The sequence below is a fragment of the Proteus sp. TJ1640 genome (genome assembly GCF_003144445.1).
Taxonomy (GTDB): Bacteria; Pseudomonadota; Gammaproteobacteria; order Enterobacterales; family Enterobacteriaceae; genus Proteus; species Proteus penneri.
The window spans coordinates 521,809-542,184 of the sequence record NZ_PENY01000027.1 but is presented as its reverse complement, the minus strand read 5'-3'; the positions used below and the strand labels follow the sequence as shown (position 1 = coordinate 542,184).

Annotated in this window: 16 protein-coding genes; 11 read left to right on the top strand and 5 right to left on the bottom strand. The window is 37.4% G+C overall.

Annotated features, from left to right (window positions below):
- The first annotated feature begins 45 nt into the window (after positions 1-45).
- A complete protein-coding gene (locus DK861_RS14850; RefSeq protein WP_109400616.1) occupies positions 46-429 on the top strand; it encodes a DUF454 family protein in 384 nt (127 codons plus the stop codon).
- A gap of 2 nt (positions 430-431) precedes the next feature.
- On the opposite strand, the gene DK861_RS14845 is transcribed toward DK861_RS14850, so the two are convergent.
- The 3 genes from DK861_RS14845 to DK861_RS14835 are packed head-to-tail and all read right to left on the bottom strand — an operon-like array spanning position 432 to position 2,604.
- The gene (locus DK861_RS14845; RefSeq protein ID WP_072064186.1) at positions 432-1,100 is read right to left on the bottom strand and encodes a M15 family metallopeptidase; all 669 of its coding nucleotides are present in this window, start codon (positions 1,098-1,100) and stop codon (positions 432-434) included.
- The gene (dapE, locus tag DK861_RS14840) at positions 1,097-2,227 is read right to left on the bottom strand and encodes a succinyl-diaminopimelate desuccinylase (protein WP_109400615.1); all 1,131 of its coding nucleotides are present in this window, start codon (positions 2,225-2,227) and stop codon (positions 1,097-1,099) included. The genes DK861_RS14845 and dapE overlap by 4 nt, the downstream gene beginning before the upstream one ends.
- A 5-nt stretch (positions 2,228-2,232) precedes the next feature.
- Entirely contained in the window at positions 2,233-2,604 is a 372-nt protein-coding gene (locus tag DK861_RS14835; protein WP_072064184.1) for an ArsC family reductase, read from the bottom strand.
- A 206-nt stretch (positions 2,605-2,810) separates the two neighbouring features.
- Between DK861_RS14835 and DK861_RS14830 the strand changes: the two genes are divergently transcribed.
- Complete coding sequence (locus DK861_RS14830; protein WP_006533023.1) at positions 2,811-3,371, top strand: hypothetical protein; 561 nt, start codon at positions 2,811-2,813, stop codon at positions 3,369-3,371.
- Between the two features lie 79 nt (positions 3,372-3,450).
- Here DK861_RS14830 and DK861_RS14825 read toward each other — a convergent pair whose 3' ends face one another.
- On the bottom strand, positions 3,451-4,074 hold the full coding sequence (locus DK861_RS14825) for a response regulator (RefSeq protein WP_109400614.1): 624 nt from the start codon (positions 4,072-4,074) through the stop codon (positions 3,451-3,453).
- 555 nt (positions 4,075-4,629) lie between these two features.
- Here DK861_RS14825 and maeB point away from each other — a divergent pair.
- The 5 genes from maeB to DK861_RS14800 all read left to right on the top strand — a co-directional run bounded on the left by maeB (position 4,630) and on the right by DK861_RS14800 (position 13,397).
- A complete protein-coding gene (maeB, locus tag DK861_RS14820) occupies positions 4,630-6,912 on the top strand; it encodes an NADP-dependent oxaloacetate-decarboxylating malate dehydrogenase (RefSeq protein WP_109400613.1) in 2,283 nt (760 codons plus the stop codon).
- A 182-nt stretch (positions 6,913-7,094) separates the two neighbouring features.
- Positions 7,095-7,964, top strand: a complete 870-nt coding sequence (locus tag DK861_RS14815) for a ChaN family lipoprotein (protein WP_109400612.1) — start codon at positions 7,095-7,097, stop codon at positions 7,962-7,964.
- A gap of 45 nt (positions 7,965-8,009) precedes the next feature.
- Positions 8,010-8,792: a TonB family protein gene (locus tag DK861_RS14810; RefSeq protein WP_239452188.1), complete on the top strand. Its 783-nt coding sequence runs from the start codon at positions 8,010-8,012 to the stop codon at positions 8,790-8,792.
- A 28-nt stretch (positions 8,793-8,820) separates the two neighbouring features.
- The gene (locus DK861_RS14805) at positions 8,821-10,989 is read left to right on the top strand and encodes a S9 family peptidase (protein WP_109400610.1); all 2,169 of its coding nucleotides are present in this window, start codon (positions 8,821-8,823) and stop codon (positions 10,987-10,989) included.
- A 164-nt stretch (positions 10,990-11,153) separates the two neighbouring features.
- Positions 11,154-13,397, top strand: a complete 2,244-nt coding sequence (locus DK861_RS14800) for a TonB-dependent receptor (protein WP_109400609.1) — start codon at positions 11,154-11,156, stop codon at positions 13,395-13,397.
- 119 nt (positions 13,398-13,516) lie between these two features.
- Here DK861_RS14800 and xseA read toward each other — a convergent pair whose 3' ends face one another.
- Positions 13,517-14,899 carry an exodeoxyribonuclease VII large subunit gene (gene xseA, locus DK861_RS14795; protein WP_109400608.1) on the bottom strand — a complete coding sequence of 461 codons (1,383 nt, stop codon included), beginning with the start codon at positions 14,897-14,899 and terminating at the stop codon, positions 13,517-13,519.
- 169 nt (positions 14,900-15,068) lie between these two features.
- On the opposite strand from xseA, the gene guaB reads away from it, so the two are divergent.
- From guaB to DK861_RS14770, 4 genes are all read left to right on the top strand, one after another.
- Positions 15,069-16,535, top strand: a complete 1,467-nt coding sequence (guaB, locus tag DK861_RS14790) for an IMP dehydrogenase (RefSeq protein WP_072064176.1) — start codon at positions 15,069-15,071, stop codon at positions 16,533-16,535.
- An 83-nt stretch (positions 16,536-16,618) separates the two neighbouring features.
- Positions 16,619-18,196, top strand: coding sequence for a glutamine-hydrolyzing GMP synthase (guaA, locus tag DK861_RS14785; RefSeq protein WP_109400607.1), 1,578 nt, complete (start codon positions 16,619-16,621; stop codon positions 18,194-18,196).
- A 255-nt stretch (positions 18,197-18,451) separates the two neighbouring features.
- On the top strand, positions 18,452-19,231 hold the full coding sequence (locus DK861_RS14775; protein ID WP_109400606.1) for a nucleotidyltransferase domain-containing protein: 780 nt from the start codon (positions 18,452-18,454) through the stop codon (positions 19,229-19,231).
- Positions 19,215-20,267, top strand: a complete 1,053-nt coding sequence (locus tag DK861_RS14770) for a nucleotidyltransferase domain-containing protein (protein WP_109400605.1) — start codon at positions 19,215-19,217, stop codon at positions 20,265-20,267. The genes DK861_RS14775 and DK861_RS14770 overlap by 17 nt, the downstream gene beginning before the upstream one ends.
- The last annotated feature ends 109 nt before the right edge of the window (positions 20,268-20,376 follow it).

Sequence of the window (20,376 nt, the reverse complement as noted above, 5' to 3'; positions counted from 1 at the left end):
GGTCTATAAAATAACGCAATAAAGCATAGGTTGGAAAAACACAGCATGAAACGGGTATTACTAATTATAGCAGGTTGGTTATGTGTTGGATTAGCCACATTAGGTGTTATTTTGCCTGTGTTACCTACTACACCTTTCTTATTACTTGCGGCATGGTGTTTTTCTCGTTCGTCAAAGCGTTTTCATTATTGGTTACTTTATCGCTCTTGGTTCGGTCCTTATTTACGATATTGGCAAACTTATCGCGCTATGCCTAAAGGGGCAAAACCTAAAGCTATTTTAGTGATCTTAATTACCTTTGCAATTTCACTGTGGTTAGTGTCTATGCTTTGGGTCAGGATCTTATTACTGATAATCTTAGGTTGTTTATTGATCTTTATGTGGAGACTTCCTGTTAATGATCAACAAGAAGCTCCATATGAAAAATAACATTATTCAGGCAAAATAATGTAACGAGCAAATATCTCGTCAAGATTAGCTAATAGCCACTGTTTACCATCAATATTCTCTTCTTCTAACACAGATTTTAGAATATCAGGTGTATAAGCAAGAGACGCTTCATGAGATAGAGGCCAATAACTGATATGCCAAGGTTCGTAAGCAATATCGCTCTCTTTATGAGTAAAAGGGCGATAAAAATCATACGCTGACATATTTTCTGTTAACCATTCATTAAGTTCTGCAAAATAGCCACCATCCTCGTATTCCCAAGGTTCTAATTGTAATGACTGGCCTTCAGGTAAACGAAAAGGATCATAAATATCAATCTCAGTACCCCAATGATGACGACTTGCACCAGGTAACGCTGACCACTTCAAAATCGCGATACAGCGTTCACCTTCTGATAATGCATGAATATCTATTGGTTGACTTTGTGCATCTAAAACAGGGCGAGTGCCTTCAAATTTGCCATTCCATATTGCTAATTGGCGATTAAAATCACGAAAAGAGCTGGCTGGCATTAATTTAAAGCCAGCTTTCGTGGCTTGTTGTTGTAATGCTAAAAAAGCCTTAGTGGCATTAAATTGTAAGCGATGCTGACCGGATAAAGTGACTAGATGGTCAGTAGAACGGCCTGTTAGCATTAAAGGCGTTATCATAAAATAAGTTGCTCCATAACCCGCTGATAAATTCGACTAAGTTGTTGTAAATCGGCTGCATTAACGCATTCATTAACTTTATGAATTGTTGCGTTAACTGGGCCTAACTCGACAACTTGCGCTCCCATTTGGGCAATAAATCGACCATCAGAAGTCCCTCCACTGGTGGAGAGTTCTGGTTCTAAATTGGTGTAATGTTTAACGGAGTAACATACAGCTTCAAGTAATTTTCCTTGCCCAGTAATAAAAGGCTGACCAGATAAAGACCATTCCAGCTGATAGCGAAGTTGGTGCTTTTGTAATAACGCTTCTGTACGTTGACGAATTTCTTCATCTGTAATAGCCGTACTAAAGCGGAAATTAAATTGAATAAACAGTTCACCAGGGATCACATTATTGCTGCCTGTACCGGCATGGATATTGGCAATTTGCATTGTGGTCGCTGGGAAAAATTCGTTACCTTCATCCCAAACCGTATTAACGAGCTCTTGGATAAAAGGAGAGGCAAGATGGATAGGATTTTCTGCAAGGTGAGGGTAAGCGACATGACCTTGTACACCTTGAATAATTAAATTTGCTGTTATTGAGCCTCGACGACCATTTTTTACCATATCCCCTAAATGATGTTGGCTCGAAGGCTCACCCACAAGGCAATAATCGAGGCGTTCGCCACGTGACATTAAAGATTGTACGACTTTCACTGTACCATCTGCGGCTTTAGCTTCTTCATCTGAAGTAATTAAAAAAGCAAGCCGTCCACGGTGATCCGGATAAGAGTGAACAAAACGTTCAGCCGCGACAATCATGGCAGCAAGCGAGCCTTTCATATCTGCTGCTCCGCGCCCATATAACATTCCATCACGAATAGATGGTTCAAAAGGCGGGTTATCCCACAAATTAGGATCACCTGTTGGTACAACATCAGTATGACCAGCAAAAGCCAGTGTTTCACCTTCACCACCACGACAAGCCCAGAAGTTTTCAGTCTCACCGAAAGGCATTCTTTCAATTGTAAAACCAAGAGGAGTTAGCCTATCGATAATCAATTGTTGGCAACCTTGATCGTCAGGGCTTATCGAAGGGCGTGAAATTAATTGTTGTGCAAGTTCAATAACAGGACAGGACATAAATATTAGGCTCCTGTAAAGGTCAAATAGTCATTGGTATTAAAACCGACAATAAAACGGTTATCTGATGAGACAAGAATAGGGCGCTTAATGATGGCAGGTTTATCTAACATCAATGAGATTGCAGAGGTAACATCAGTGATTGCATTTTTTTCTTCATCGGATAATTGGCGCCAAGTTGTTCCTCTTTTATTCACAAGTGTCTGCCAATCTAAATTTTCTGTAAAGGTGCGTAATAATGCTTCCGTCAAACCCTCTTTGCGGTAATCATGAAACGCGTAAGGAATATGATTATCATCTAACCATTTACGCGCTTTTTTGATGGTATCGCAATTTTTTATGCCGTACATGGTATATGTCAGGTTTGTCGTGGACATGATATTTTCCTTATATGACAATACGTAATATTAGTATTGATGAGAATGAGTGTTATACAATTCCAAAATAACAGCTTTTGGTGTAGTGAAAAATCCTATTTACATTATAAAATATATCGGATATTAAACTGTCACGTTAGTGTAACGAATTGTATAGCGTAGGGTAATATAAATACGAATAAAGATTTCCGTTGGTAAAAGAAAATATGAAAAGTATTTCACTGAGTCTTATATTGCTTTTACTCTCTTCTTTTAGTTGGGCTGATGAAGAAAAAGATGACCCAAAAGTTGATGAGTATAAAATAGCCTTAGAGGCCTTTTTTAACAGTGATTATTTATTGTGTTTGGGCGAAGGGAAATGGCCTGTCTACAGCAATGAAGATGATGCACCATGGGTTTTAGAAAGAATGCATGCATTAGTTGAAGCAGGATTGATTGAACAAACCGAAAATGGAGAAGAATGGGTGTTTAATCTTAGTGATAAAGGGCGTAAAGCTTGGCAACCTTATCAAGACTTCTGCTATGGTCACCTTTTTATTAGTCAGATAAAAGAAATTCAGCCAATAGATTCAGGTAAAAGTAAAATTTATTTCTATTATGGTGTGAGAGGTATCCCTTCATGGGCAACCAATGAGGAAATACAATCCGCCTTTAGCGAACTTGATATTGTGATTAATGGAATAAATCGAGAGCTGTATCAGCTAAATATCGAAAAATTACCTGATAACCATTTTAAAGTATTGAGTTATCCAGTACCGATTGAGTAATACATGATTTAATATAAATTTAAATGGAATGTTAAAGCGATATACCTTATTACCCCGACCCAGTGTCGGGGTAAAACGTTTAGTACTGATGCTTAATAAGAATAAGACTGGCAGCTAAACGAGACGTGACTTGCAATTTCTTTAAAATATTACGAATGTGAACTTTCACTGTTTCTTCTGAAATAAATAAATTTTCAGCAATTTGCTTATTTTTCATTCCAGCAGACACTTCATGAAGTACATCCAACTCTCTTTTAGTCAACGCTGAAAGTGGATCAGAATAGTTTTGTCTAAGCTGAATATATTGCCACACTCGCTCACTATAAACCGGGTGCCCAACAGCCGCTTTGCGTAGGCTAAGTAATAGCATATCTAATTCACACTCTTTTAAGAGATAACCGTTTGCGCCTGCATCCAACGCAGCGTAAACATCATTACGTGAATCAGAAACGGATAAAACAAGAACATAAGATGTTAAACCAGAGCGACGAAGTGTTCGAATAATATCAATACCTGAACGCCCTTGTAGATTTAAATCCATCATAATTAAATCTGGATTTAACTGTTTTGCAGTGGTTACCGCCTCTTGAGCATTGCCACTTTCGCTTACTACGACAAAATCTTTGTCTTTTTCTAGCAATAGCCGTAATCCATATCTCATGATAGGGTGATCATCCACTATCATAATTGAGTAGCTAGGCATAACCCCTCTCCCTAAAAAAAATAATAATGTGCGTAATCTTTCCAAGCGCAGAAAATAAAAAAATAAATTCCAAATGAGGAATAAAAATTAGAATCAGATATCTTATTAAAACAATAAGAAAATAAAATTGACGGTTGGCAATATTACACCAATTATTGTTACGGGTAAAAAAGAAAATAACCGAAAAGACTAACAAAAAATCTAACTCTATAAAATCTTTATAGTTACAATGAGTTGTAAAGAAGAGAGCCTATATTAAAAATAATCAACAAGTGAAAACAGTTATTGTTTTTTTAAACTATATAAAAAATTTAATTATTTTAAATGTTAATTTAATATCTGGTAAATAATAAACAAATATTGTCTTTTTTCTGTTCGAGTTTATTACAACGATGAAATTAAATAGTGTTAATAGTATACCTATAACTAGGTATTAATTGTTTCTAATAAATCAAGTTTACTAATTTGAAAAAAGTGTCGTAGCCGTCATGATTTAACGCTTCATTACCATTATACTAACGAAGCCCTTACCCTATTGATACAAAGGATATGAAGATGGAAGACAAATTAAAACAAAGCGCTCTAGATTTTCATGAATTTCCCGTACCTGGCAAAATCACAGTAACACCAACAAAACCACTCATAACCCAACGTGATTTAGCATTAGCTTATTCACCAGGCGTCGCTGTTCCTTGTTTAGAAATTGCAGCAAATCCTCTTGCTGCTTATCGCTATACGGCAAAAGGTAACCTTGTCGCGGTGATTTCAAATGGTACTGCGGTACTCGGACTTGGAAATATCGGCGCTTTAGCAGGTAAGCCTGTAATGGAAGGTAAAGGCGTTTTGTTTAAGAAGTTTTCTGGCGTTGATGTTTTTGACATTGAAGTTAATGAAACAGATCCTGATAAACTTGTTGATATTATTGCGTCATTAGAGCCAACATTTGGTGGTATTAACCTCGAAGATATTAAAGCACCAGAGTGTTTCTATATTGAGAAAAAATTGCGTGAGAGAATGAATATTCCTGTATTCCATGATGATCAGCATGGTACAGCGATTATTTCTACAGCCGCTATTCTCAATGGCTTGCGTATTATTAAAAAAGAGATTAGCAAAGTAAAATTAGTGGTATCAGGAGCGGGTGCCGCGTCAATTGCGTGTATGAATTTATTAGTTGCTTTAGGGCTAGCACGCGAAAACATCACAGTATGTGATTCTAAAGGGGTTATCTATCGTGGCCGTGAAGCTAATATGGCAGAAACCAAAGCTGCTTATGCGATTGAAGATAACGGCACTCGCACATTAGATGATGTTATTAATGATGCTGATATTTTCTTAGGTTGTTCAGGGCCTGGCGTATTAACGCAAGAAATGGTCAAGAAAATGGCACGCGATCCACTTATTCTCGCGCTTGCAAATCCAGAGCCTGAAATTTTACCACCACTAGCAAAAGCGGTACGTTCTGATGCAATTATCTGTACTGGTCGTTCTGACTACCCTAATCAGGTTAATAACGTATTGTGTTTCCCCTTCATCTTCCGTGGTGCATTAGACGTTGGTGCGACGACAATTAATGAAGAGATGAAACTTGCTTGTGTTCATGCGATAGCCGAATTAGCGTTAGCTGAACAAAACGAAGAAGTCGCTTCAGCGTATGGTGATCAAGAGCTTTCTTTTGGTCCAGAATACATTATTCCAAAACCGTTTGATCCACGCTTGATTGTGAAAATTGCGCCAGCCGTTGCAAAAGCAGCAATGGATTCTGGTGTTGCAACACGCCCAATTGAGGATTTCTCTGCTTATATCGAACACCTTAATGAGTTTGTTTATAAAACGAACTTATTTATGAAACCTATTTTCTCTCAAGCGAAAAAAGAGAAAAAACGTATTGTGTTAGCAGAAGGGGAAGAAAACCGCGTACTGCATGCCACTCAAGAATTAGTCACATTAGGATTAGCCTCACCAATCTTAATTGGTCGCCCTAGTGTGATTGAAATGCGTATTCAGAAATTGGGTTTACATATTAAAGCGGGTAAAGACTTTGAAGTGGTGAATAATGAAAATGACCCACGTTTCAAAGAATATTGGCAAGAATATCATCAAATTATGAAACGTCGCGGTGTATCACAAGAGCAAGCTCGCCGTGCAATGATTGGCAATCCAACACTTATTGGCGCCATTATGGTTCGCAGAGGTGAAGCAGATGGTTTGATTTGCGGTACAGTAGGGAGCTATGCAGAACACTTCGAAATCTACAAAAATGTGTTTGGTTTACGTGAAGGTATGGAAACGGCAGGAGCAATGAATGCCCTGTTATTGCCAAGTGGTAATACTTTCATTACAGATACTTATGTTAATGAAGATCCAACAGCCGAACAACTCGCCGATATTACTCTGATGGCAGCGGACACCATTCGCCGCTTTGGTATTGAACCAAAAGCAGCGCTAGTTTCTCGCTCAAGTTTTGGCTCTTTTGATAGCCCATCATCAATTAAACTTAGAAAAGCATTAGAGATAATCAAACAACGTGCACCTGAATTAGAAATTGATGGTGAAATGCATGCTGATGCGGCATTAGTAGAGTCTATTCGCCGTGATGTGATGCCAGACAGCCCATTAAAAGGCTCTGCAAACTTGTTAGTTATGCCAACAATGGAAGCGGCACGTATTAGCTATAATTTACTACGTGTAACGAGTTCTGATGGTGTGACCGTAGGTCCAGTATTAATGGGTGTTGCTAAACCAGCTCATATTTTAACGCCAATTGCGTCAGTACGTCGTATCGTAAATATGGTGGCATTAGCTGTTGTTGAAGCTCAGACTCAATCTCAAAATTAATTGTAACTAATTAAATAATTTCATCCATAAAGCGCCTTTTATCAGGCGCTTTTTTTATACGTTTGGAATAGATATAAAAACATCAAATGCAAATTAATATAAGAATGATATTGATAATTATTAGCAATAATATTAACCTGTTCGTCTAACCAAAGTAGGTATATATAACTAATAGGATGATTATGTTTTTCTCAATATCAAAAAGGATCTTACTACTAGTCTCATTAATAAGCCTTTCAGCATGTCATTCGATAGAAAAACAACCAGTATCAACCCTAGATCTAGAAATTATTCAGTCGGCAAACATCATTGATACTCAGACAGGGCAATCCATCACGGCAGATACATTGTTAACACGATTAGCAAGTCAAGCACGTGTGATTATTGGTGAAAAACATGACAATGCTTATCATCATGACATTGAATATTGGTTAATGACAGAACTGCCTAAAAAACGCCCTCAAGGTGCAGTTTTACTTGAGATGCTAACACCAAGTCAGCAATCATTAGTTGATAACACAAAAAAACGTTATTCAGGCTCAGAATACCTACGGGATGAGCGATTAATGGCGGCATTAAAATGGAATTCAGGTTGGCCTTGGAAATGGTATGGCAATATTGTTAAAGCGGGGCTAAGCGCTGATTATCCTTTATTGGCGGCAAATATTGATCGCAGTGAAATATCTAGTGCGTATAAAAATCCACCTATTATTGATGGTGTACATTCAACTGATACAGCTGTTCGTCAACTTATTCAAAAAACAATCGAGCTTTCTCATGGTGGTGGGCTTGATAAAACACAAGCAGAAAAAATGACGGTTATTCAGCAATTGCGTGATCGTGCAATGGCGAAACGTTTATTAGATGCGCCGACACCCGCACTTTTAATTGCTGGCTCTTTTCATGCCACAAAAGTAATGGGTGTACCTTTGCACGTTGCTGATTTAGCACCGAATGAAAATGTGACAGTCGTGATAATGATGGAAGAGGGAAGTGATATCACTTCAGTTCATGCAGATTATCTTTGGATAACACCTGTCGCATTACCTTAATTTATTAATAACACGAATATGCTTATTTCCTCTTTTATGGATCAAATGCCGAAATTTCAGCTTTATCGTTCTAAAGCATTTATTTTGGCTATCGGTATACATGCTGTTTTTGTCATGGCTTATTTTTATTTCAATAAAGAGAATACGGTATTTATACAAGAGCCTGAAGTAGCTGTAATGATGAGCTTAAGTGAAAACGTACAAGCAATCAGCGATGAAAAACAGATTGTAGGCGCCGATCAACAACTGGCGGTGGCAAGCCAAAAAAAAGTAGAGCAAGATATTGCTGAAAAGCAGCATGATCTGATTGTGAATGAAAATGCTGATATTTTGATCGAAAAACCTAAAAAAAAGGTCAATGTAGAGCAAACTGCTAAAATAGCCCCTGTTACTTCTCCTGTAAAGCCAGCGCCTACCATTAGTGAAAATGTGTCTAGCCAATCAGCGCCTTCAAGTAGCCGCTCTGCGGCGAGACAGCAATCTAATGATGTTAGTGCAAATTATGACAGTGATGCGGATAGCTCAGAAAGCGCATTAGCACTATGGCAAGCTAAAACAAAAGGACATCTTAATCGCTATAAAGCCTATCCTGAAGAAGCAAAAAGCAAAGGGAGAACGGGGATTTCTAAAGTGCGCTTTATTGTTGATGAACAAGGTTATGTCATATCGAGTGAACTAATTCTCAGTAGTGGTGTGCGTTCTTTAGATAGAGAAGCGCAAAGAGTACTCAAACGTGCTGAGCCCTTACCGATACCGCCTCTTGAGTTATTGTCGAAAGGTAAAATAATAGTTGAAATGCCAATTGAGTTTTCTACACTAACATTCTAACGACAGGTTAAAAAGGAAATAAAACGTTATGCTAGTCGCAATCAAAAAACGGATGACGTTGCAATTAACGAGTGCGATCATGGCATTGTTAATTTCAACAACACCTGCATTGGCTCAAAATCAAAAGGACTCCCTAGTGACGCCACCAAAAGCAAATAAAGTACCTCATGTGATGACAGAACATGGAGATACGCGCACTGACAATTATTATTGGCTAAGAGATGATTCACGTAAAGATCCTAAAGTGCTTGATTATCTTAATGCTGAAAACGCCTATACCGAATCCGTAATGAAAGAAGGTAAGGCCTTAGAAGAAACACTCTTTAATGAAATGGTGAGTCGCATGGCTCAAAATGATGAGTCAGTGCCTTACATTTATAATGGCTATACTTATCGTACTATTTACCAAGAAGGTAAAGATTTTCCTATTTATCAGCGTAAACCAGTTAATAGCGAGAGTGAATGGGAAGTTCTCGTTGATGGAAACGAACGTGCTAAAGGGCATGAGTTCTATCAATTAGGTGATTTGACTATCAGTCCAGATAATAAACGTATAGCGATTGCTGAAGATAAAGAAGGGCGCAGAAACTATAATGTTGCCTATAAAGATTTATCAGATAACACATGGAAAGAGAATGTGTTAACCAATATCTCGGCAAACTTAGTGTGGGCAAATGATAGCAAAACACTATTTTATGTTGATAAAGATCCGCAAACGCTACTGCCTTATCAAATCTATCGCCATCAATATGGTACTGATCGCAAACAAGACGTCAAAATCTTCGAAGAAAACGACGATCGCTTTTATACATGGATGGGTAAAAGCAAATCTGAAGATTATATTCTGGTCTCTATTGAAAGCTCAACAACCTCAGAGTCTCGTTTAATTGATGCAAATGCACCAGAAAAACCAATGGTTATCTTCTCTGCACGTCAAGAAGGGCGCGAATATGATATCGACCATTTTAATGGTGAATTCTATATTCGTTCGAATCATGAGAGTGAGTTGTTTGGTCTTTATAAAACGGCATCAATCGATAAGCCTTGGAAAACCGTCATTGCACCACAAAAAGATGTCGATTTAGAAGGTTTTGATCTGTTTAATCGCTGGTTGGTTGTGGAAGAAAGAAAACAAGGTCTAGTCTCATTGCGTCAGATTGATTGGAAAACAGGTCAATCAACTAATGTCACGTTTGACGATCCTGTTTATATGGCATGGTTAGGATTTAACCCTCAAGCAGATAGTGAAGAGCTTCGTTTTGGTTATACATCCATGACAACACCATCTTCAACTTATCAATGGAATATGCAAACACATCAAAAGAAACTGCTTAAACAGCAAGAAGTGAAAGGTTTTGAACGTGATTTGTATGAAAGTGAGCGCATTTGGGTAAAAGCACAAGATGGTGTTGAAGTTCCCGTATCATTGGTTTATCGCAAAGACTTATTTAAGAAAGGTGAAAATCCTATCTTAATTTATGGTTATGGCTCTTATGGTAGTAGCATTGATCCTTCGTTTAGCTCACCTCGTTTAAGCTTGTTAGATAGAGGTTTTGTCTATGCGATTGTTCATGTCCGTGGTGGTGGTGAATTAGGTAAGCGTTGGTACAACCAAGGTAAAATGGAACATAAAGTTAATACGTTTACTGACTTTATTGATGCCACTAAATACCTAATTGCAGAAGGTTACGGAGCACCTAAACACGTTTACGCTATGGGTGGCAGTGCGGGTGGTTTATTAATGGGCGCTGTTGTGAATATGGCACCAGAATTATACCGTGGTGTGGTATCCCAAGTTCCATTTGTTGATGTTGTGACAACCATGCTCGATGCTTCAATTCCTTTAACAACAGGAGAATATGAAGAGTGGGGAAATCCTGCCGATAAAGACGTTTATTTCCGCTTAAAATCATATAGCCCATACGATAATGTCGTTGCTAAGGCTTATCCTCATTTATTAGTGACAACAGGATTACATGATTCACAAGTACAATATTGGGAGCCTGCGAAGTGGGTTGCTAAATTACGTGAATTAAAAACAGATAATAACCTACTATTACTTGATACTAATATGAGTGCAGGGCATGGTGGCAAATCAGGACGTTTTAATCGCTTACGTGATACCGCAAAAGAATATGCCTTTATTCTGATGTTAGAACAGCCTGAAGTCTATTTTAAAACTCAAAATATAAAATAGAATAATCGGTATAATAAATCAGTTTAATAATTTAGCCTGTCTCTCTTTAAGAGAGACAGTGCTATTATTTAAAACGAATATAACAATAATAATATTTTCTAGTTTAATCACTTTATATAAAGCAACGTGAGCCTATTTAAAGAAAAATAAAGAATAGGTTTATTATGAAATTTACAAGGAAAATTCTTAGCACTCTTATTTTATTTTCGGGTGTTAATCATTTTGTCATCGCATCTGAAACAGATAGAGTAGTTCAATTTAGTAGTTTAAAAGTTTCATCAGCACAAAAAGAAACGCCAGAACAAAAAGCATTGGGAAAACCAGGGGCTTATAGCGCTATTGGTGAAATTAATAATCTTGAATCTGTAGAACAAGCATTACGTTCAACGCCAGGAACGTATACTCAAATGGATGTAAGTCAACCGGGCGTTAGTGTCAATATTCGCGGGCTTAGTGGTTTTGGGCGCGTGAATATGATGGTGGATGGTGTCACACAAACGACATATAGCACATCCCCAAGTCAAATTAGTCATGGCGGTCAACCATATAACCAATTTAATAGCATGCTTGACCCAAACTTTATTGTTCAAGTGGATATTTCGCGCGGTCAACAAGATGGTGAAAATAGCATTAATGCGTTGGCGGGTAGCGCTAACTTTAAAACCATTGGTGTCGAAGATATTTTATTTAAAGGGAATTCATGGGGAATAAGAAGTAAAGCTGCTGGTGGCACGAATGGTCTTGGGTATAACGGTATGGTTGCTTTTGCAGGGCAACGTTCTTTATTTAATGATGATGGTTCAGTTGGCGCAATGCTTGCTTTAAGTGGGCATAAAATAGAATCATCTTATAAGAATGGCGCAGGATTTAATAGTGAAGAGTTTGCCACTAATAAACACTTTAATCAAAAACCACACTCAGAATTGGCGAAAATTAATATTAAACCTAATGATTCTCATGAATTAGAATTAAGTGGACGGTTTTATAATAATAAATTTAATCGACGTAAAATTGATGCTAAAGATTATTATGCAAAATATCGCTATACGCCATTAAATGACCTTTTTGATAGTGAAATTCGATTAAGTCACAGCCAAGCATCTCAAAAATTTGAAGGTGATTCTTTAATGAGCTTGCGTAATGCAAATGCAGAAAATATCTCTGATTCATTAGTGGCTAAAAATACTAGTCGCTTTAATTATGGTGAATTGGATATGGCATTTACATTAGGCTCAAAGTTAATGTTTACAGAATATAAACGTAGCGTTATTGCACCATCAACAGATGCTTGGCAAGCAAACAATATGGTTGAAAATAACGCGTTTGCACCTAAAGGGAAAAATAATTTAACCAGCTTCTTTTCACAAATGAAATTTGAATATGATATTTATACGCTAAATTTCAATTTAAATTATGTGGATTACAATATAAAAGGGCATAAACCAGCGTGTGCTAGCCGTGATGCATGTTTCCCTGAAGGTGCAATGGATCTTAATCGCCATGATAGAAATTGGGAGCCGGGAATGCTAATTGCAGCTGAAATTATTCCTGAATTTCAGCCCTTTGCAAGTTATGCTTACACTATGAGAGCGCCAACTTCACAAGAGATCTTCTTTGCCAATGAAGGCGGTGCTTCAATGAACCCATATTTAAAGAGTGAAAAGGCTGATACATTCCAACTTGGATTTAATAGTTATCGTCCTGATTTAATTGTTGAAGGGGATAGCTTACGATTTAAAGGATTGTGGTATCACACCAAGATCAAAAATTATATTTCTAGTGAATCTTTTATAGTGTGTAAAGGAGGGATCCGTTGTAGAGCTGATGATTCATTAACATTGGATGACTACGCCAATATGGAAAATGACGGTAACATTCATCTTCATACTAACAGTATCGATCCTGTGACTTTGCGTGGTTATGAGCTACAAGCTAATTATGATGCAGGGATATTTTACACTAACCTTTCCTATAGTGATCAACGCACTTCACAACCCACATCAATTGCGAGTTTAGATTTTGGACAAACTCCTGCTTCAGAACTTCCTAAATATTATGCCACTATTGATACTGGTGTTCGCTTCTTTGATGACCAGTCATTAGAATTAGGTACGGTGATCCAAATAACAGGTAAATCGCGTAAATCAGCACCAGAAGGGGTAGACTACGATTTAGGTATAGTACCTATGGTTGAACAAGAAAAAATCCCAACGATAATTGACGTTTACAGTAATTATCAAATTAATAAAAATGTCTCATTGAAATTTGCTGTGCATAATTTAATGAATAAAAATTATTCTAATGCACTTGATAGAAGTAATTCAGCGCCAATTATGCAAGATCCGGGTGCTAACACTCAGACGGCTCGCGGTAGAAGTTACTTGTTTGCAGGAGAGGTGCGTTTTTAGTATTTAATAATAATTATCTGAAGATGTCATCTGAGTAAATAATAAAAAACGGCACCAAATATGATTTTGAGGCCGTCTTTCTTTTATATTTATATAAAGCTTAAATCACTTGATTTGACTTAATCGTTATTTTTAGCAGTTGTTTTGCGTTTTGCTCTTATCTTTTGTGTTTTCACCACTTCACTAGTGATCCAACCATCTTTAACACGGGTTTTTAGAGGATCACCCACTTTTACTTGTTTAGTATTTTTCAGCACCTCTCCAGACATAGTTTCACTAATACTGTAACCGCGAGAAAGTGTTGCGAGAGGACTCACACTTTCTAAACGAGAACAGCTAATAGCGAACTGTTCACGTTGACGAGATAGCTGTTGTGCAATACTTTCTCGCATACGGTAAATTAACAGCTGTTGTTGACGAAGTAATGTTTGAATTTGGGAACTAGGCTCTTGGTAATTAAGGCGTTTTTGTAGTTGCGTTTGTTGATGTTGTTTGGCTTGCAATAGTCGCTGAAAACTAGAAACTAAACGCTGTTGTGTGGAAGCTAATACATTTTGCTGACGAGCAAGACGTAAATGAGGATGCTGTTGCTGTAAACGGTGATGAAGCTGTGTTATTGCGCGTAGTTTTTTCGCTAAGTAGTAATCCATTGCCATTTCAAGGCGTTGTTGTTGTGATTGCAATTGGCGCAATAGCTCAAGCTTGTTTCGGCTGATTAGTTCTGCTGCTGCAGAAGGTGTTGGCGCCCTAAGGTCAGCAATAAAATCAGCTATGGTTACATCAGTTTCATGACCAACAGCACTTACAATAGGAATTTCACTGGCAAAAATAGCACGGGCAACGCGTTCATCATTAAATGCCCAGAGATCTTCTAATGAACCACCGCCACGGCCAACGATTAAGACATCACACTCTTTACGGCGGTTAGCAAGCTCGATGGCATGAACAATTTGCATAGGCGCCTCAGCACCTTGAACTGCGGTTGGGTAGATAAGCACAGGTAATGAAGGATCACGACGACGAAGAATATTTAAAATATCGTGTAATGCGGCACCCGTTGAAGAAGTGATGACCCCGATTTGTTTTGCTGGTGATGGCAGAGGTTTTTTGTAAATGGCATCAAATAATCCTTCTGCACTGAGTTTTTGTTTTAATAGTTCAAATTGTTGTTGTAAAAGCCCGTCACCAGCAGGCTGCATACTTTCAACAATCAATTGGTAATCGCCTCGTGGTTCATACAATGTAATTGTTGCGCGAACTAAGACTTGCTGACCATGCTGAGGGCGAAAAGTCACTTTAGCATTTTGCCCACGAAACATCGCAGCTCTAATTTGGGCATGAGTATCCTTTAACGTAAAATACCAGTGACCAGAAGAAGGCTGAGTAAAATTGGAAATTTCAGCGCTGATCCAAATGCGACCCATTTCCATTTCTAATAACTGACGAACGGTCTTATTTAGACGGCTAACAGTAAAAATATTATTGTTTATTGGTAGTGTCATGTGAGCCAGATCAAATTTTAAAACAAAGACTTAATTGATTGATACTACCTAAGTTAGTGGTAGGGTCAATAAAAATTTTGAAAAAAAGCTAGAAGCAACCGATTTCGGTGTGTATAATGCCGCGGCAATATTTTCTATTTCTTAAAAGCCGCCTTGGTGAGATATTGCTATGTTACGAATTAAAAAAGAAGCACTTACATTTGATGATGTTTTGTTAGTTCCTGCACACTCCACTGTTCTTCCTAATACTGCCGACTTATCTACTCAACTGACTGAAACAATCCGCCTAAATGTTCCTATGCTTTCTGCTGCAATGGATACTGTGACTGAAGCGCCTTTAGCTATCGCATTAGCTCAAGAAGGTGGAATTGGTTTTATCCACAAAAACATGTCTATCGAACGCCAAGCAGAAGAAGTTCGTCGTGTGAAAAAACATGAAAGTGGTGTTGTCACTGATCCTATCACCGTAACACCAGAAACTTCTTTACGTGAAGTTCAAGCAATGACTGAACGCAATGGCTTTGCCGGTTATCCTGTTGTGACTAATGATAACGAATTAGTTGGTATTATTACTGGCCGTGATGTTCGTTTTGTAACTGATTTAGACCAACCTGTTACTGCGGTAATGACACCTAAAGAACGCTTAGTGACAGTACAAGAAGGTGAAGCACGCGATATCGTTATGCAAAAAATGCATGAAAAACGTGTAGAAAAAGCGTTAGTGGTTGATAACCACTTCCACCTGAAAGGTATGATCACTGTAAAAGATTTCAAAAAAGCAGAACGTAAACCTAATGCTTGTAAAGACGAACATGGTCGTTTACGTGTTGGTGCCGCTGTTGGTGCGGGGGCAGGTAATGAAGAGCGCGTGGCTGCATTAGTTGCTGCTGGCGTTGATATTTTGCTTATTGACTCTTCTCACGGTCATTCTGAAGGTGTACTGCAACGTATTCGTGATACTCGTGCTTTATATCCTAACTTACCTATTATTGGTGGTAATGTTGCAACCGCAGAAGGTGCTTTAGCATTAGCTGATGCTGGTGTAAGCGCGGTTAAAGTAGGTATTGGCCCAGGATCAATCTGTACGACACGTATCGTAACAGGCGTTGGTGTACCGCAAATTACCGCTATTGCAGATGCGGTAGAAGCACTAAAAGATCGCAACATTCCTGTTATTGCCGATGGTGGTATTCGTTTCTCTGGTGATATCGCGAAAGCATTAGCAGCGGGCGCAGCTTGCGTTATGGTTGGTTCAATGTTTGCAGGTACTGAAGAATCCCCAGGTGAAATTGAACTGTTCCAAGGTCGCTCTTATAAATCATACCGTGGTATGGGTTCATTAGGTGCAATGTCTAAAGGTTCATCAGACCGTTACTTCCAAACTGATAATGCCGCAGACAAATTAGTACCAGAAGGCATTGAAGGCCGTGTTGCTTATAAAGGATTATTGAAAACCATCGTTCATCAACAAATGGGTGGCTTACGTTCATGCATGGGCTTAACAGGTTGCGCAACCATTAAAGAATTAAATACTAAAGCTGAATTCGTTCGCATCAGTGGTGCGGGTATTCAGGAAAGCCATGTTCATGATGTTACTATCACAAAAGAATCACCTAATTATCGCTTAGGTATGTAATTTATTCCGAGAAAGGCTTGTGGTAATAATACAGCGCAATCCTTTCAACTTTATGACTTTATCTGTTTTGGAATTCACCACAAATGACAGCAAATATCCATAATCATCGCATTCTTATCCTTGATTTCGGTTCACAGTATACGCAGCTTATTGCTCGTCGCATCCGTGAAATCGGTGTTTATTGTGAACTCTGGGCATGGGATGTTACAGAAGAACAAATTCGTGAATTTAATCCTAATGGTATTATTCTGTCTGGTGGCCCTGAAAGTACTACAGAAGACAATAGTCCTCGTGCGCCAGAATATGTATTTAATGCAGGTGTTCCTGTACTAGGAATTTGTTATGGTATGCAAACGATGTCGATGCAATTAGGTGGCGACGTCGAAGTTTCTGGTGAGCGTGAATTTGGTTATTCACAAGTTGAAATTCGTGAAACTTGTGCACTGTTCAATGATATTCAAGATTCAGTTAGTGAAGATGGTAAACCATTATTAGATGTGTGGATGAGCCACGGTGACAAAGTTACTGCTATTCCATCAGACTTTGTGACAGTAGCAAGCACTGAAACTTGCCCATTTGCTATTATGGCCAATGAAGAAAAACGCTTCTATGGCGTTCAATTCCATCCAGAAGTGACACATACTCACCAAGGTTTAGCGATTTTAAAACGTTTTGTTTTAGATATTTGTGGTTGTGATGCTTTGTGGACATCGGCTGCAATTATTGAAGACACAGTTGCTCGTTTAAAGGAGCAAATTGGTGATGATCACGTTATTTTAGCATTATCAGGTGGTGTTGATTCCTCTGTTACCGCATTACTATTAAACCGTGCAATTGGTAAACGTTTAACCTGTGTATTTGTTGATAATGGTTTATTACGTCTGAATGAAGCAGAACAAGTGATGGAAATGTTTAAAGGTAAATTTGACCTTAATATTATCCATGTTGAAGCCGAAGAACGCTTCTTGACTGCACTGAAAGGCGAAAACGATCCTGAGAAAAAACGCAAAATCATTGGTCATACATTCATTGAAATCTTTGATGAAGAGGCCGTTAAACAGCCACAAGTTAAATGGTTAGCACAAGGTACTATCTATCCTGATGTGATTGAATCAGCAGCATCAGCAACTGGTAAAGCTCATGTGATTAAATCACACCACAATGTGGGTGGTTTACCAGAAGATATGAAGCTGGGCTTAGTTGAGCCATTGAAAGAACTGTTTAAAGATGAAGTGCGTAAAATTGGCCTAGAGTTAGGTTTACCTTACGATATGCTTTATCGTCACCCATTCCCAGGACCTGGTTTAGGGGTTCGTGTATTAGGTGAGATCAAGAAAGAGTACTGTGATTTATTACGCCGTGCTGATGCTATCTTTATTGAAGAACTACATAAAGCTGACTTATATAACAAAGTAAGCCAAGCATTTACTGTGTTCTTACCTGTACGTTCAGTGGGTGTTATGGGCGACGGCCGTAAATATGACTGGGTTGTTTCATTACGCGCAGTTGAAACCGTGGACTTTATGACTGCGCATTGGGCACATTTGCCGTATGACTTCTTAGGTCGTGTTTCTAACCGCATTATCAATGAAGTAAGTGGAATTTCCCGTGTTGTTTATGATATTAGCGGTAAGCCACCAGCAACCATTGAGTGGGAATAAAATACCGTTTATCAGCAATAGTTGATAAAGGTTAAAAAACCAATAGCCATCAGTAAGTTACTGGTGGCTTTTTTGTATATTTCTATTTATTAGTGATAGGCTTATTTTTATAAATAATAAACTCAATAAAGTTTTGGATTGATATTTGCTCACTTAACGGTAATTTAGAATAAGTTTTTCTATCGTAATTAATAGCGCCTTTATTATTCGTGCCAAGAGATCTTGCAAATTAAGAAAATAGGAGATAAGGAAATCATGCATAATGAGATATTAAAAAAGTTGCCGCAAATAGAGCAAGAGTATCAAGTTAAATTACTTTATGTTGCAGAAAGTGGTAGCCGAGCTTGGGGGTTTGCTTCAACAGATAGTGATTATGATGTGAGAGGTATTTTTATACGTCCACGCAATGCTTATCTTTCTATTGATAAACCTAAAGAAACCTTCGAGTGGATAGAAAATAGTTGGTTTGATGTTGGTGCTTGGGATATTACAAAAGCGCTGCACTTATTACGTAAATCGAATTGTATATTATTAGAATGGCTCCAATCGCCAATAATTTATCAACAATATTCTAATGTTCAAAAAGAGTTATTTGAACTGGCAAAACTCTATTATCAACCAAAAGTAATTGTTCATCATTACAGAGGAATAGCTAAAGTTGTGAGTAGATATTCTCCTGAAAATAACTCTAAAAATGAGATTAGTGCAGAGCCAATAAAATTAAAAAAATGGTTCTATATGTTACGTTCTCTTTTATCTGCCTATTGGACGGTGAAAACGGGTGAAATTCCACCTATGGAATTGGATAAACTGATAAAAATTTTAACTGTTGAAGAACAAAAAACCATCAAAGAATTAGTAGAATTTAAATCAGATAAAAATGAATATTTTACTTGGGTTCCAACACATACGATGCAATATCTAGTGACTTTTTTATGGAAAGAGACAAATGTCCAATTAACCAAAAGAATAGTACCTGATAATGATATTTTAAATAATTGGTTTAGGAAAAAATTAGATGAAACTGACTATTGAAGATATAAAACCTTACCTTTTATTTGAAAGTATCGCAGGAAGTCGTTCACATAATCTTGCGACAGAAAAATCAGATACAGATATTAAAGGAGTCTTTTACCTCCCTAAAGATCTTTTTTATGGGTTGGAATACACACCACAAGTAAGTAATGAAAGCAATGATATAGTCTATTATGAGCTTGGGAGATTTATAGAACTATTATGTGCATCTAATCCTAATATTTTAGAGCTACTTAATTCACCTGAACATATGGTTATTTATCGACACCCTTTAATGTCATTAATAAAGCCAGAATGGTTTTTGTCTAAAACTTGTGTTCAAACATTTGTACATTATGCACAAAGGCAGGTTAAGAAGGCTCAAGGGCTAAACAAAAAAATAGTAAATCCAGTCGAAAAAAAATTAAAATCCATTCTCGATTTTTGTTATGTCATTGAAGATGGAAAAACAATATTAATCAATACGTGGCTAAAAAATCGGCATTGGAAACAAGAACATATTGGGTTAACAAAACTTACCCACGCACAAGATATTTATGCAATTTATTATGATGATAAAGTGTCTTATCAAGGAATAATAAAAAAAGAAAATGCTAATGATGTATTGCTAAGTAGTATTTCTAAAACAGCAAAACCAGAAGGTTATCTTAGCTTTAATAAAGAAGGTTATAGTGCATATCGCAAGCAATATCATGAATATTGGCAATGGGTTGAGCAACGTAATGATGTTCGTTACCAACAAAACATCGATCATGGAAGAAATTACGATAGTAAAAATATGATGCATACTTTTAGATTACTTTATATCGCACTAGGGATAGCACAAGAAGGGAAAGTGAAGGTTTGGTGTGATAATAGAGATGAATTATTAGCAATTAAAGCAGGACAATTTAGTTATGATGAATTATTAGAGCGTAGTGAAATTCTTATTAAGACTATTAATAATGCATTTCAACTAAGTCTATTGCCTGATGAAATTGAGCCTTCAATTGCAGAAGTTGCTCTTATAAATATAAGAAAAGCGCTCTATAAATAGTAGAAAAATGAACTAGCCTAGAAAACTAATATCCCTTACATAATGTAAGGGATATGCTATTTTTAATATTTTAAGTATACAAACTAAATAAGAAAATATTTATTAAATA